The organism is Bradyrhizobium erythrophlei (genome assembly GCF_042430365.1).
GTDB classification, from domain to species: domain Bacteria; phylum Pseudomonadota; class Alphaproteobacteria; order Rhizobiales; family Xanthobacteraceae; genus Bradyrhizobium; species Bradyrhizobium erythrophlei.
In genome coordinates this window covers 81,902-94,191 of sequence record NZ_JBHMET010000057.1, presented here as the reverse complement: position 1 = coordinate 94,191, position 12,290 = coordinate 81,902, and the positions used below count along the sequence as shown (strand labels likewise).

Below are 12,290 nucleotides of genomic sequence, written 5' to 3'. Positions count from 1 at the left end.
CCACGTTCTGTGGGAACCGGGGGCGGGCGACCGCCTCCGGTGACCCGGTGGGCGGCGTCGTGAGACGTCCCCCTATCCCGATTGCGGTCGATCGGCCGGGCGCCGCTGCAGTGACGTCGCGTCGGCTCAAATCGTGCCGCCTGCGGCCGCAGGCGCCCACCTCATAGCAGGGCGGCCACACCGTCCAACAATCTGAGCGCGAGTACCGCAAATCTGGCACGGCGTCCGTTGTTGTGGCATAGGAACCGGGCGCCGCCCGATGCGGCGTGCCTCTGTTCTCTGCTCGCATCACGCCTTTCAGCCGGAGATCCCTTCATGCGTCGCCCCATCCTTCTTGCCGTTACCGCCTTCGCCACGCTGGCGGCCTCGATCGCCGGCGCCAATGCGCAACAGCCGATGCAGCGCGTGCAGGTCGGCGTGCTGGAGTGCCGCGGCGGCGCGAGCGTCGGATTCATCGTCGGCTCCGTCACCCATCTCGGCTGTGTGCTGCGGGTCGAGGGCATGCCGGAGGACCGCTACGTCGCCACCATCCGCAAGGTGGGCATCGACATCGGCATCACGCAGGAATCGGCGCTGGCCTGGGGCGTCTACGCGCCGGTGTCGCGGCTCGGGCCCGGCGACCTCGCCGGCGATTACGCCGGTGCGCAGGGCAGTGCGACGCTCGGCGTCGGCGTCGGCGGCAACGTGCTGGTCGGCGGCTCCAACAACACGATCGCGCTGCAGCCGCTGAGCGTGCAGGGCCAGGTCGGCGTCAACGTTGCCGCCGGGCTTGAGAGCCTGGAATTGCGTCCGGGACGTTAGTCGCGGAGCAAAGCTCACCCTACAGGTTGCCGAAGAAGCTGCGCGCCTCGTCAGCGACGAGGTCGGGCGCCTCGGCATGAACGAAGTGCCCGGTGTCGACGAAGCTGATCGAAGGATCCGTCCAGTATTCGCCGAGACGGTCGGACCATTCGGGCAAAACAAGCGGATCGCGGCGGCCCCACAGGAAACGCGACGGGACTTTGATCGGTGGTTTGGCAGGCAGCTTGCCCTCGAGCCAGAGGCGACGATTGGGCGCGGAAGAGAGATACCAGTCGAAGCCGCCCTGGATGTTGCCGGGCTTCATGAAATTGTCGACATAGACGTCGAGCATATCGGCAAACACCGCCGGATTGTCTCCCGACCAGTGATCGAGGATGTGCTGGAAGTAAAGCCGGCATGACTCGCGCGAGCTGCCGACCAGTTGCGCCGCCCATGGCAGTTGCTGGAAGTACTGGTACCAGACCTCGATCAGATGGCTCGGTTGGCCGTAGCGGTGGCCGAGGCCGGGATAGGGCGTGCAAAGGTAGAGCGTGCCGGTCAGGCGCTGCGGGGCGTGATGCGACATCGCCTGCATGACATAGGCCCCGACATCGCCGCCGACGACGCCGAACCGCTCCATGCCCAGCGCGTCCATCAGACCAAACATATCGAGCGCGTGACGTTGCGCGGTGGCCGAGGCGTCGGGCCCCGCCGTGCGCTTGGCGGTGTCGCCGCAGCCGAGCAGATCGGGTGCGATGAGCTCAAAGCTGTCGCCGAGACGCAGCATCACCGGGCGCCACACCAGCCAGAACTCGGGCCAGCCGTGCAGCAGCAATAGCGGCTTGCCCTTGCCGAACCGCGCGACATTCACGCGCAGGCCGCCAATATCGATCTTCGTTTGCGTGATGCCTTCCACGGCCGCGTTCGCCAGCGCCTTCTCGAGTGCCGTCATCATGATCTCCTGTCGTTTCGCGCGCAGGCTGATCGTGATCCGGCGTCCGGTCCAATACTCGTTCGATACAATTGCAGAGCCGCCGCATATGGCTTCGCGCAATCATTTGACGTGCTATACGGCTGCCATGGAACTGCGACACCTGCGTTATTTCGTGGCGATCGGCGAGGAGTTGAACTTCACGCGCGCCGCCGAACGGCTGCACATCGCCCAGCCGCCGTTGAGCCAGCAGATCCGCCAGCTCGAGGAAGAGTTGGGCGTGACGCTCTTGCAGCGGAACAGCAGGCCGGTCCGGCTCACCGAGGCCGGCGAATTGTTCCTGACGCGGGCGCGTACGCTATTGCAAAGCCTCGAAGCCGCCGTCGCCGACGTCAGACGGATCGGCCGCGGCCAGGCCGGAAAGCTCGCGGTCGGCTTCGTCGGCTCCGCGATGTTCGCCGGTCTTCCCGACATCATCGGCGCCTATCGCGACGCCTGTCCGGATGTCGAGCTCGTGCTCGACGAGATGCTTGCCGCTGATATCGCCGAGGCGTTGCGGCGGCGGCAGATCGATGTCGGCTTCGCGCGGCCGCCATTGCCGCCCGAGCCGGGTTTTGCGCAGCGGCTGATCCTGGAGGAGCCCTATGTCGCAGCGCTGCCGCGCGCGCATCCGCTGGCCGCAAGGAGCGAGATCGCGCTGGCCAAATTGTCTGACGATGCCTTTGTGCTCTATCCCGCGCAGCCGGAGCCGTCGGTCACCGCGCTGATCGTGGCCGCCTGTCAGGCCGCGGGGTTTACGCCGCGAATAGCTCAGGAGGTTCTGCATCTGCAGACCGCGATCGGTCTCGTCGCGGCCAGCGTCGGCGTGTCGCTCGTGCCGCAAGGCGCCGCCCGCGCTCAGACCGGTCGCGGCGTGGCCTATGTTCCGCTCGCTGCGCCGACGGTCATGGCGCCGCTCACGATCATCTGGCGCGAGGAAGATGTCTCGCCGGCCTTGCGGCGTCTGTTTGCGATTGCGGCGCGCTGGCGGGACATTGTTCCGGCGCCGGCTGCGGAACTGGCGCGTTAACTTCGTTTCGCTCTGAAGTTGTGACGAAGTCGCGCGCCGCCGCACCGCAGCGACGTTTTCCCGCTTGCCAAACGCGCGACGCAAGCAGAGCATGATCCGTTGCCGACCCAATCAAGGGCCGAGCTCCAACTCGAGGAGGCGGCAATGGGACAAGACGTCAGAAGTCCCCGAGGTCCACGGTGCATCGCACTGGTGGGCCCTTTCCAAAGCGGTAAGACCACACTTTTGGAAGCAATCCTGGCGCGCACTGGCGCCATTAAATCTGCCGGCAGCGTCGATGCCGGAACCTCCGCCGGCGATGCCAGCCCCGAAGCGCGCCAGCACAAAATGGGCGTCGGCCTGACCGCCGCCACCACCACCTTCATGGGTGACAGCTACACCTTCATCGATTGTCCCGGCTCGATCGAGTTCGCGCACGACATGCGTGCCGCGTTGCCGGCGGTCGATGCCGCGGTCGTGGTCTGCGAGGCCGACGAAAAGAAGTTGCCGCAGCTGCAGATCATCCTGCGCGAGCTCGAGGAGCTCGGCATTCCCCGTTTTCTATTCCTGAACAAGATTGATCGCGCCAACAAGCGGATCCGCGAGACGCTTGTGACGCTGCAGCCGGCCTCGCGCGTGCCGTTGGTGCTGCGCCAGATCCCGATCTGGAACGGCGATCTGATTGAAGGCTTCGTCGATCTCGCGCTGGAGCGCGCCTTCGTCTATCGCGAGCACAAGCCGTCGGAAGTCATTGCGCTGGAGGGCGGCAATCTCGATCGCGAGAAGGAAGCGCGCTTCTCGATGCTGGAGAAGCTTGCCGATCATGACGATGCGCTGATGGAGCAGCTGTTGGAGGACATCCAGCCGCCGCGCGACGCCGTGTTCGACGATCTCGCCCGCGAACTGCGCGAAGGCCAGATCTGTCCGGTGCTGCTCGGCGCCGCTGCCCGCGAGAACGGCGTGCTGCGGCTGATGAAGGCGCTGCGCCACGAAGCGCCCGGCGTCGCTGAGACCGCCAAGCGTCTCGGCGCGCCGGACTCGAGGGATGCGCTGGCCTATGTGTTCAAGACCCTGCACCTGCAGCACGGCGGCAAGCTGTCGCTGGTGCGCCTGCTCGCAGGGCACCTCGACGATGGCGCGACGCTGCAGTCGTCGTCCGGCGAGAGCGGACGCGTCTCCGGCATCCTCGCAGTCTCGGGCGCACATGACAGCAAGCGTGTCTCGGCGGACGCCGGCGACACGGTCGCGCTCGGCAAGCTCGACGCCATCAAGACCGGCGACACGGTCTCGAGCGGCAAGACCGCGCCGAGCTCGCTGGTGAAGGTCGAGCCATCAGCGCCGGTGCTGTCGATCTCGGTGGCAGCGACCGACCGCAAGGACGACGTCAAGCTCGGCCAGGCGCTGTTGCGGCTGAACGAGGAGGACCCCTCGCTCACCATGATCCAGAATCCGCGCACCCACGACACGGTGCTGTGGGGGCAGGGCGAGATGCATCTGCGCGTCGCGCAGGAGCGGCTCAAGGATCGCTTCGGCGTCAACGTCAAATCGCATACGCCGGCGATCGGCTATCAGGAAACCATCCGCAAGCCGATCACCCAGCGCGGCCGGCACAAGAAGCAGTCCGGCGGCCACGGCCAGTTCGGCGACGTCGTGCTCGACATCAAGCCGAAGCCGCGCGGGACCGGCTTCGAATTCCACGAGAAGGTGGTCGGCGGCGCGGTGCCGCGCAACTATATCGGTGCGGTGGAGGAGGGTGTCGTCGACGCGTTGGCGCGCGGTCCGCTCGGCTTCCCCGTCATCGACGTCGACGTCACGCTGACGGACGGGTCCTATCACAGCGTCGACTCCTCCGATCTGGCGTTCCGCACCGCGGCGCGGATCGGTGTCAGCGAGGGGCTGCCGCAGTGCCAGCCGGTGCTGCTGGAGCCGATCCACCTCGTCGAAATCGTCTGTCCGACGGAAGCGACCGCCAAGATCAACGCGATCCTGTCGGCGCGCCGCGGCCAGATCCTCGGCTTCGATACCCGCGAGGGCTGGAGCGGTTGGGACTGCGTCCGCGCCACGATGCCGGAAGCCGAGATCGGCGACCTCATCGTCGAGCTGCGTTCGGCCACGGCCGGCGCCGGCAGCTTCACCCGCCAGTTCGACCGCATGGCCGAGGTGACGGGCCGCGCCGCCGACCAGATCATCGCCGCGCATCGCGACGCGGCGTGAGGTCCGCCGGCGATCGCGCCGCCAGGGTGGCGCGATCGTTGGCAAGCCCACCCTGCAAAGCTGGCTTGCGCCCAATGACGGGGCGCAAGGACCGCATGCTTGAATCCCCGCCGCAACCTGGCGCTGCGTGCGCGCTCAGCGCCCTGGCCGCCGCGACCGCGCAGCGGAAGGATTGACAGCGAAGGCGGCTTGGCCGATGTCAGGTCATGACGACCACCACCAAGGCCCGCGCCGCTTGCCTGATCGGATGGCCGGCGGCGCATTCACGCTCGCCGCTGATCCACCATTACTGGCTGCGCACGCTCGGCATCGAGGGCGGCTACGTGATCGAGGCGGTGCCGCCCGACGATCTCAAGGACTTCGTGCTGCGGCTGTCGCTGCGCGGCTTCGTTGGTGCCAACGTCACCATTCCCCACAAGGAGCGCGCGCTGGCGCTGTCGAAGCCGGATGACCGCGCTCGCGCGGTCGGCGCCGCCAATACGCTGTGGTTCGCCGACGGCGAATTGTGCTCGACCAACACCGACGTCGAGGGCTTCATCAACAATCTCGATGCCAGCGCGCTCGGCTGGGACAAGGCCGAGGATGCCCTGGTGCTCGGCGCCGGCGGCTCGGCGCGCGCGGTGGTGTTCGGCCTGCTGGAGCGCGGGATCGCGCGCGTGCATCTCGTCAACCGCACGATAGACCGCGCCCGCGCGCTCGCCGGCCAATTCGGCGCGCGCGTTCACCCCGCGACATGGGACGCGGTCAATGACCTGCTGCCGCGCGCAGGTCTGCTCGTGAACACAACGTCGCTCGGCATGCACGGTCAACCCGCGCTCGAGGTTGACGTCGGCATGCTGCCGCAGACCGCCGTCGTCGCCGATCTCGTCTATGTGCCGCTGGTGACGCCGTTGCTTGCCGCGGCAGGGGCGCGCGGCCTGAAAACCGCCGATGGCCTCGGCATGCTGCTGCATCAGGCGGTGCGCGGTTTCGAATTGTGGTTCGGGCAGCGTCCGCAAGTCACATCAGAATTGCGTGCGCTGGTCGAAGCCGATCTCACAAAGACTTGAGGCGGGAATAGGATCGTAAATCCGGGGTCAAGGGTTAGGTCAGCGCGCACCCTCCGGAGATCACCTGATGCCTGCCCGCATTACCCAATTCATCCGTCCGTTCATCGCGCTTGCGATGGTAACGGCGTCCACGCTCTACGCCATCGCGCAGCCGCCGCCGTCGCCGTCGCGTATTCGTGGAACCATCGAGGGCGTCGACGGCGATACGCTTGCGGTGAAGTCGCGCAGCGGCGAGGAGGTCAAGCTGCACATGACGGGCGACATCCGCGTGCTCGGCCTTACCGAGATTGCGCTGACCGACATCAAGGTCGGTTCCTTCATCGGCACGACAACGGTACCGGGACCCGACGGCGTGCCGAGCGCGGTCGAGGTGCATGTGTTTCCCGAGGACATGCGCGGCACCGGCGAGGGCTCGCGGCCCTATGATCTGCGTCCGAACAGCAGCATGACCAATGCAACGGTCGCCCAATCCGTCGTCAGCAATGACGGTCACGCCTTGTTGATCAAGTACAAGGACGGCGAGAAGAAGGTCGTCGTGTCGCCGGAGACACCGGTCGTGACCTATGTTCCCGCCGACAAGTCGGATCTCAAGGCCGGCGCCAAGATCATCGCCTTCACCAAGACGTTGCCCGACGGCTCGTTCGAAACCAACCGCATCAGCGTCGGCCGCGACGGGCTGACCCCGCCGATGTGAGGCAACATTGCGTAGCCCGGATGGAGCGAAGCGCAATCCGGGTTCTCTCTGCGGCAAGACCGTCCCGGATTGCGCGGAGCATGTCATCGGGCGCGCGTTCGCGCGACCCGTTGGCTCCATCCGGGCTACGGGGAAAGGTGATTGAGTAGCCACGGAATACCTTCAACCTCCCGGTGTTCGTGACTCGGTCAGTCAACCCCCGGGAGGGACACCATGCCGAAATCGCCTTTGTTTGCAGCGCTGTTCGCCGTTGCACTTGCCACGATCGCCTCGGCGCAGCAGCCGCCGACGGTGCGCATTCGCGGCACCATCGAGGCCGTCGACGGCCCGATGCTGTCGATCAAGTCGCGCGACGGCGCCGACATGAAGGTGCGCACGACTGACAATGTCGCGGTGTTCGGCGTTGCCGCCACCGAGCTGCCGGAGATCAAGCCGGGCTCCTATATCGGCGTCACTGCGATGCCCGAACCGGACGGCACGCAGAAGGCGATCGCGGTCCACATCTTCCCGGAGAACCAGCGCGGCGCCGCCGAGGGCTTTCGGCCCTGGGACCTGCGCGCCAACTCGACCATGACCAACGCGACCGTGGCCGAGACCGTGAAGGGCGCCGACGGCCAGAACATCCTGGTCAAATACAAGGATGGCGAGAAGAAAGTCGTGGTGCCGCCGGGCACCCCGGTCGTGACCTTCGTCGCCGGCGACAAGTCGGAGCTGAAGCCGGGCGCCAAGATCATCATCTTCGGCGCGATGAAGAAGGATGACGGCACGCTGGAAGCCAACCGCGTCAATGTCGGCCGCGACGGCGTCACGCCGCCGATGTGAGACGTGTTTACCGTCTCCCCTTGTGGGAGAGGGTGGCTTCGCGAAGCGAAGCCGGGTGAGGGGTCTGTCTCCGCGGATAGAGACCCCTCATCCGGCGCGGATTGCATCCGCGCCACCTTCTCCCACAAGGGGAGAAGGGAAGAAGACGCGTAGCCCGGATGGAGCAAAGCGAAATCCGGGGAATCTTTCCGGCGAAGGACGGTCCCGGATTGCGCTTCGCTCCATCCGGGCTACGAGAGATGGCTACACCGCCAGCACGTGATCGTCGATCTCGGCGATCGTGTTGACGCCGCACAGCCCCATCGTCGTGGTGAGCTCCTTCGCCAGGATGTCGATCGCCTTGGCGACGCCGGCCTCGCCGCCGGCGCCGAGGCCGTAGGCATAGGCGCGGCCGATCATGCAGGATTTCGCGCCGAGCGCGAGCGCGCGCATGATGTCCATGCCGGTGCGAATGCCGCCGTCGAACATGATCTCCATCTGCGAGCCGACCGCATCGACGATCTCTGGCAGCACCTCGATCGAGGACGGCGCGCCGTCGAGCTGACGGCCGCCATGGTTGGAGACCACGATCGCCTGCGCGCCCGTCTTGGCCGCGAGCTCGGCGTCCTCGACGTCGAGAATGCCCTTCAAGATCAGCTTGCCCGGCCAGATGCTGCGGATCCAGTCGATGTCCTTCCAGTTCAGCGAGGTGTCGAACTGCGAGGCGGTCCATTCCGACAGCTTGGTCAGATCCTCGGTGCCTTTGACATGACCGACGATGTTGCCGAAGCTGCGGCGCTTGCCGCGCAGCACGCCGGCGACCCATGACGGCTTGCTCGCGAAGTCCAGCAGCTTCGACAGCGACCACTCCGGTGGCACGGTCATGCCGTTCTTGATGTCCTGGTGGCGCTGACCGATCACCTGAAGGTCGACGGTGAGCACCAGCGCCGAGCATTTTGCGGCGATCGCGCGCTCGATCAGCGACTTGATGAAGCCGCGATCCTTCATGACGTAGAGCTGGAACCAGAACGGCTTGTCGACCGCGGCCGCGATGTCCTCGATCGAGCAGATCGACATCGTGCTCTGCGTGAACGGGATGCCGGCCGCCTGCGCGGCGCGGCAGGCGTAGATCTCGCCGTCGCCATGCTGCATGCCGAGCAGGCCGACCGGGGCCAGGATCAGCGGCATCGCCGCGGGCTCGCCAAGGATTGTGGTGGCCAGGGTGCGCTTGGAGACGTCGACCAGGATGCGCTGGCGGAACTTGATCTGCTGAAGGTCCTCCGAATTGGCGCGCAGCGTGTCCTCGGTGTAGGAGCCGCGGTCCGCATAATCGAAAAATGCCTTCGGCACGCGGCGCTTGTGCAACTGGCGCAGATCTTCAATGCAGGTAATGTGCTTCATGGAGGTTCCCGGCCCTTCTTGTAAGTCGCAAGCCTTGTAGATCGTAGATCTTGTCGTCATCTAGCATGGTTGAACCGCCTGCCAAATCGCAAGGCAGGAACCGGCACGATGGGAGGGTACGATGACCCAAGCAGTCGCCAAGCCGAAAGCGGATGATAGTGCCGAGAAGCGCCGCCTGGACGACGCCCTGGAGGAGGGGCTGGAGGAGACGTTCCCGGGTTCCGACCCCGTCAACGTGACCCAGCCGGCGCCGAGCAAGGGCGACCGCCATGTCAAGCGCAAGGGCGAGGACTAAAGGCACGTCCCGCGGGCGAATCACGCCGTAAGGAGTAATCCTTTATTTCACAAAGACTTAGCCTCAATCCTTGCAGGCTGTTGACGGTAATGATTCATCATATTTTTTGAAGTCATTTTAGCGGCTGAGGGACTATAAGGCCGATGCACGCTAAAATGGCGGGCATTCGGGGCCTTCTCGCCGGGTGATACGAGAGGCCCGTGCTGGGGGGTTATATGAGCCGCAAATATTTCGGGACCGACGGGATTCGGGGCCGCGCCAACGGATTGATCACGCCTGAGCTCGCGCTCAAGGTGGGGCAGGCCGCGGGCCTTGTGTTTCAGCGCGGCGATCATCGCCATCGCGTCGTCATCGGCAAGGACACAAGGCTGTCCGGCTACATGATCGAATACGCTTTGGTGGCCGGGTTCACCTCGGTCGGGATGGACGTGCTGCTGCTCGGCCCGATGCCGACGCCGGCGGTCGCGATGCTGACCAAGTCGATGCGCGCCGACCTCGGCGTCATGATCTCGGCCTCGCACAATCTGTTCGAGGACAACGGCATCAAGCTGTTCGGCCCGCAGGGCTTCAAGCTGTCCGATGACGTCGAGAAGCAGATCGAGCAGTTGCTTGATGAGTCACTCGATCGTCGCCTGGCGCAGAGCGCAAGCCTCGGCCGCGCTCGCCGCATCGACGGTGTCCATGACCGCTACATCGAATTCGCCAAGCGCACGCTGCCGCGCGACCTCTCGCTCGAGGGCCTGCGCGTCGTGATCGACTGCGCCCATGGCGCCGCTTACAAGGTGGTGCCGGAGGCGCTGTGGGAGCTCGGCGCCGACGTCGTTCCGATCGGCGTCGAACCCGACGGCTTCAACATCAACAAGGAATGCGGCTCGACCTCGCCCGAGGCGCTGAGCCGGAAGGTGCGCGAGATGCGCGCCGATATCGGCATCGCGCTCGATGGCGATGCCGATCGCGTCATCCTGGTCGACGAGCGCGGCCATATCGTCGACGGCGACCAGTTGCTCGCGGTGATCGCGCAGAGCTGGAACGAAGAGGGCCGCCTTGCCAAGCCCGGCATCGTCACGACCGTTATGTCCAATCTCGGGCTGGAGCGCTTCCTGCAGAGCAATGGCATGCACATGATCCGCACGCCGGTCGGCGACCGCTACGTGCTCGAGCAGATGCTGGCCGGCGGTTACAATCTCGGCGGCGAGCCGTCGGGCCATATCATCATGTCCGACTACTCGACGACCGGCGACGGCTTCGTCGCCGCGCTGCAGGTGCTGGCCGTGGTGCAAAAGCAGCGCCGCCCGGTGTCGGAGGTGTGCCGCAAGTTCGATCCGCTCCCGCAGATCCTCAAGAACGTGCGCTATCGCAGCGGCAAGCCGCTCGACGACGCCGAGGTGAAGTCGGCGATCACGGACGGCGAGAAGCGCCTCAACGGCCACGGCCGCCTGCTGATCCGCGCGTCCGGCACCGAGCCGGTGATCCGCGTGATGGGCGAGGGCGACGACCGCATCCTGGTCGAGGACGTCGTCGACACTATCGTCAGCGCGCTGGGCCAGGCCGCGGCGTAACGTCGGATCTGCTCCGTCCGGATCGGGAGGCGAGGGCTTCTGCACCCTCACCTTGGCGCGGTTTCGTCACGCAAAGCGCGACCGCCTCGCTCGAAAACGCTGCAACGCGGGCCATCCTCGTTGCAGCGATCTCCTGCGCATCTACCCCTGCAGATTGATGGCCGGGTCCATGGTGCCCATCGCGCTGACGATCAATATGATCATGAGGCCCAGCGCCTGCTCACCAAGAACGTGCGCACAAAGCCTGAAAAGCAGGCGATTGGGGCTGCGCTCCTTGTTCTTGATCAGGGACGGCACGAGCCAAAACCGGTTCACCGCGGCGAGGGCCAGCATGCCGGCAAACAGGCATAGCTTGAGCATCAGGAGCTGGCCGTACGGGGTTGCGATCAGGCCGGCAACAGACCCGACCAGGAACCAGCCATTGAGCAGGCCTGAACCGACGATCGTGGCGACCGCAACATAGCCCATGCCGGAAAAGCGGAGCGCCGCGTTGCCGGCTTCGACTTGATGGTCGGGGGAGGGCGTCCGGACCGCCGTCGCGACGAGGTACAGCAGCGGCAGCAAGCCTCCGAGCCATGCGCCGGCGGCGAGGAGATGCAGGCCATCCGCGCCGACATGAACGACGCTCGCGATTCCTTCATGGATCTGGGTGTGCCCGACGCCAGCCAGGCTCGCCAACAGTGCGGCGGAGAACCCGACCGTCAGCCGGGGCGAGGACGTCGTGACGAACGTTGGCCGGGTGGCGATGAGACCGAGAAGGCTCACTGCGATCAGGAAGCGCGCGGCTGACACCTTTCCGAAGCTGGTCTCGCTCAGCACCGGCCAGAGCGCGTCGCGATCGAATACGCTCCCGGGGGTTCCGGTCATGCCGGCCACAACACAGGCGAACCAGAAACAACCGCTCAGCAGCGCGGCGAGCGTTGCCAACAATACCATCGATCGCAGCAAGCGCCTCACCCGTTCGGGTGGGGCGCCTGCGTGTGCGGGGTAGGTGTACAGCGGGAACAGCGATACGCCGAATAACGTCAGCACCGAAGCATAGTGCAGGAAACGAGCGAGTACGATCGCCGCTTCGGGCATCACTGTCCAACGCTGAACGAGTACTGTCCCTGCACGCGGTGAGTATCCTCGGAGACGACGTGCCAGTTGACTGTGTAGCGTCCCGGAGTGAGCTGAGCCGTGACCGGCACGATGAGACGCTTCTTGTCCTTCGGGTCAGCCGTCGCCGCGCCGGTCGTGACCGTTTTCCCCTGCGCATCCTTGAGTTCCGCGCCCGAGAATTTTGCGATCACGCCTTCACTGAAGTTGAGTTCGATCTGGGCCGGCGAGCTGGCGCTTGGCTCGTTGACCGCCGGGCTGGCAGATTTCAGCGAGGGGTGGGCGCTGGCGGGCGCCGCCATCAGGCCGATCGCGACGAGCGCAAGCGCGCCAACGGAGATCTTGTATTGCCGCATTTTGCATTCCTTCTGTCTCTTGAGAGCTCCGGGGACGTCGGGTGCACGACTTTGCTCGCGCCCC

At 65.7% G+C, this 12,290-nt stretch carries 12 protein-coding genes; 8 read left to right on the top strand and 4 right to left on the bottom strand.

Features of this window, described 5'->3' with window-relative positions; all coding sequences use genetic code 11:
• Window positions 1-315 precede the first annotated feature (315 nt).
• On the top strand, window positions 316-801 hold the full coding sequence (locus ACFFWD_RS10970; protein WP_376964814.1) for a DUF992 domain-containing protein: 486 nt from the start codon (window positions 316-318) through the stop codon (window positions 799-801).
• Between the two features lie 19 nt (window positions 802-820).
• On the opposite strand, the gene ACFFWD_RS10965 is transcribed toward ACFFWD_RS10970, so the two are convergent.
• Window positions 821-1,732: an alpha/beta fold hydrolase gene (locus ACFFWD_RS10965; RefSeq protein ID WP_376964812.1), complete on the bottom strand. Its 912-nt coding sequence runs from the start codon at window positions 1,730-1,732 to the stop codon at window positions 821-823.
• A 127-nt stretch (window positions 1,733-1,859) separates the two neighbouring features.
• Here ACFFWD_RS10965 and ACFFWD_RS10960 point away from each other — a divergent pair, with 127 nt between their 5' ends.
• The 5 genes from ACFFWD_RS10960 (at window position 1,860) to ACFFWD_RS10940 (ending at window position 7,538) form a co-directional block, all read left to right on the top strand.
• Window positions 1,860-2,780: a LysR substrate-binding domain-containing protein gene (locus tag ACFFWD_RS10960; protein WP_376964810.1), complete on the top strand. Its 921-nt coding sequence runs from the start codon at window positions 1,860-1,862 to the stop codon at window positions 2,778-2,780.
• A 144-nt stretch (window positions 2,781-2,924) separates the two neighbouring features.
• Window positions 2,925-4,973 (top strand): elongation factor G, encoded by a 2,049-nt coding sequence (locus ACFFWD_RS10955; RefSeq protein ID WP_376964808.1) that lies wholly within the window; start codon window positions 2,925-2,927, stop codon window positions 4,971-4,973.
• Window positions 4,974-5,179: 206 nt separating this feature from the next.
• Window positions 5,180-6,022 (top strand): shikimate dehydrogenase, encoded by an 843-nt coding sequence (locus ACFFWD_RS10950; RefSeq protein WP_376964806.1) that lies wholly within the window; start codon window positions 5,180-5,182, stop codon window positions 6,020-6,022.
• Window positions 6,023-6,137: 115 nt separating this feature from the next.
• Window positions 6,138-6,716, top strand: coding sequence for a hypothetical protein (locus ACFFWD_RS10945; protein ID WP_376964818.1), 579 nt, complete (start codon window positions 6,138-6,140; stop codon window positions 6,714-6,716).
• A gap of 213 nt (window positions 6,717-6,929) precedes the next feature.
• Window positions 6,930-7,538: a hypothetical protein gene (locus ACFFWD_RS10940; protein ID WP_376964804.1), complete on the top strand. Its 609-nt coding sequence runs from the start codon at window positions 6,930-6,932 to the stop codon at window positions 7,536-7,538.
• Window positions 7,539-7,781: 243 nt separating this feature from the next.
• Here ACFFWD_RS10940 and ACFFWD_RS10935 read toward each other — a convergent pair whose 3' ends face one another.
• Complete coding sequence (locus ACFFWD_RS10935; protein WP_376964802.1) at window positions 7,782-8,918, bottom strand: alpha-hydroxy acid oxidase; 1,137 nt, start codon at window positions 8,916-8,918, stop codon at window positions 7,782-7,784.
• 121 nt (window positions 8,919-9,039) lie between these two features.
• Between ACFFWD_RS10935 and ACFFWD_RS10930 the strand changes: the two genes are divergently transcribed.
• Both ACFFWD_RS10930 and glmM read left to right on the top strand, forming a co-directional pair.
• Window positions 9,040-9,213, top strand: coding sequence for a hypothetical protein (locus tag ACFFWD_RS10930; protein WP_376964800.1), 174 nt, complete (start codon window positions 9,040-9,042; stop codon window positions 9,211-9,213).
• Window positions 9,214-9,428: 215 nt separating this feature from the next.
• Complete coding sequence (glmM, locus tag ACFFWD_RS10925; RefSeq protein WP_376964798.1) at window positions 9,429-10,772, top strand: phosphoglucosamine mutase; 1,344 nt, start codon at window positions 9,429-9,431, stop codon at window positions 10,770-10,772.
• Between the two features lie 141 nt (window positions 10,773-10,913).
• Here the strand turns inward: glmM and copD are convergent, their stop codons facing one another.
• Together copD and copC are read right to left on the bottom strand one after the other, a co-directional pair.
• Complete coding sequence (gene copD / locus ACFFWD_RS10920; RefSeq protein ID WP_376964796.1) at window positions 10,914-11,852, bottom strand: copper homeostasis membrane protein CopD; 939 nt, start codon at window positions 11,850-11,852, stop codon at window positions 10,914-10,916.
• Entirely contained in the window at window positions 11,852-12,226 is a 375-nt protein-coding gene (copC, locus tag ACFFWD_RS10915; RefSeq protein WP_376964794.1) for a copper homeostasis periplasmic binding protein CopC, read from the bottom strand. The genes copD and copC overlap by 1 nt, the downstream gene beginning before the upstream one ends.
• Window positions 12,227-12,290 lie beyond the last annotated feature (64 nt).

Coding starts and splice junctions, on each gene's coding strand:
- ACFFWD_RS10970 (WP_376964814.1), top strand. CDS start 316: ATGCGTCGCCCCATCCTTCTTGCCGTTACCGCCTTCGCCACGCTGGCG.
- ACFFWD_RS10965 (WP_376964812.1), bottom strand. CDS start 1,732: ATGACGGCACTCGAGAAGGCGCTGGCGAACGCGGCCGTGGAAGGCATC.
- ACFFWD_RS10960 (WP_376964810.1), top strand. CDS start 1,860: ATGGAACTGCGACACCTGCGTTATTTCGTGGCGATCGGCGAGGAGTTG.
- ACFFWD_RS10955 (WP_376964808.1), top strand. CDS start 2,925: ATGGGACAAGACGTCAGAAGTCCCCGAGGTCCACGGTGCATCGCACTG.
- ACFFWD_RS10950 (WP_376964806.1), top strand. CDS start 5,180: ATGACGACCACCACCAAGGCCCGCGCCGCTTGCCTGATCGGATGGCCG.
- ACFFWD_RS10945 (WP_376964818.1), top strand. CDS start 6,138: ATGGTAACGGCGTCCACGCTCTACGCCATCGCGCAGCCGCCGCCGTCG.
- ACFFWD_RS10940 (WP_376964804.1), top strand. CDS start 6,930: ATGCCGAAATCGCCTTTGTTTGCAGCGCTGTTCGCCGTTGCACTTGCC.
- ACFFWD_RS10935 (WP_376964802.1), bottom strand. CDS start 8,918: ATGAAGCACATTACCTGCATTGAAGATCTGCGCCAGTTGCACAAGCGC.
- ACFFWD_RS10930 (WP_376964800.1), top strand. CDS start 9,040: ATGACCCAAGCAGTCGCCAAGCCGAAAGCGGATGATAGTGCCGAGAAG.
- glmM (WP_376964798.1), top strand. CDS start 9,429: ATGAGCCGCAAATATTTCGGGACCGACGGGATTCGGGGCCGCGCCAAC.
- copD (WP_376964796.1), bottom strand. CDS start 11,852: ATGCCCGAAGCGGCGATCGTACTCGCTCGTTTCCTGCACTATGCTTCG.
- copC (WP_376964794.1), bottom strand. CDS start 12,226: ATGCGGCAATACAAGATCTCCGTTGGCGCGCTTGCGCTCGTCGCGATC.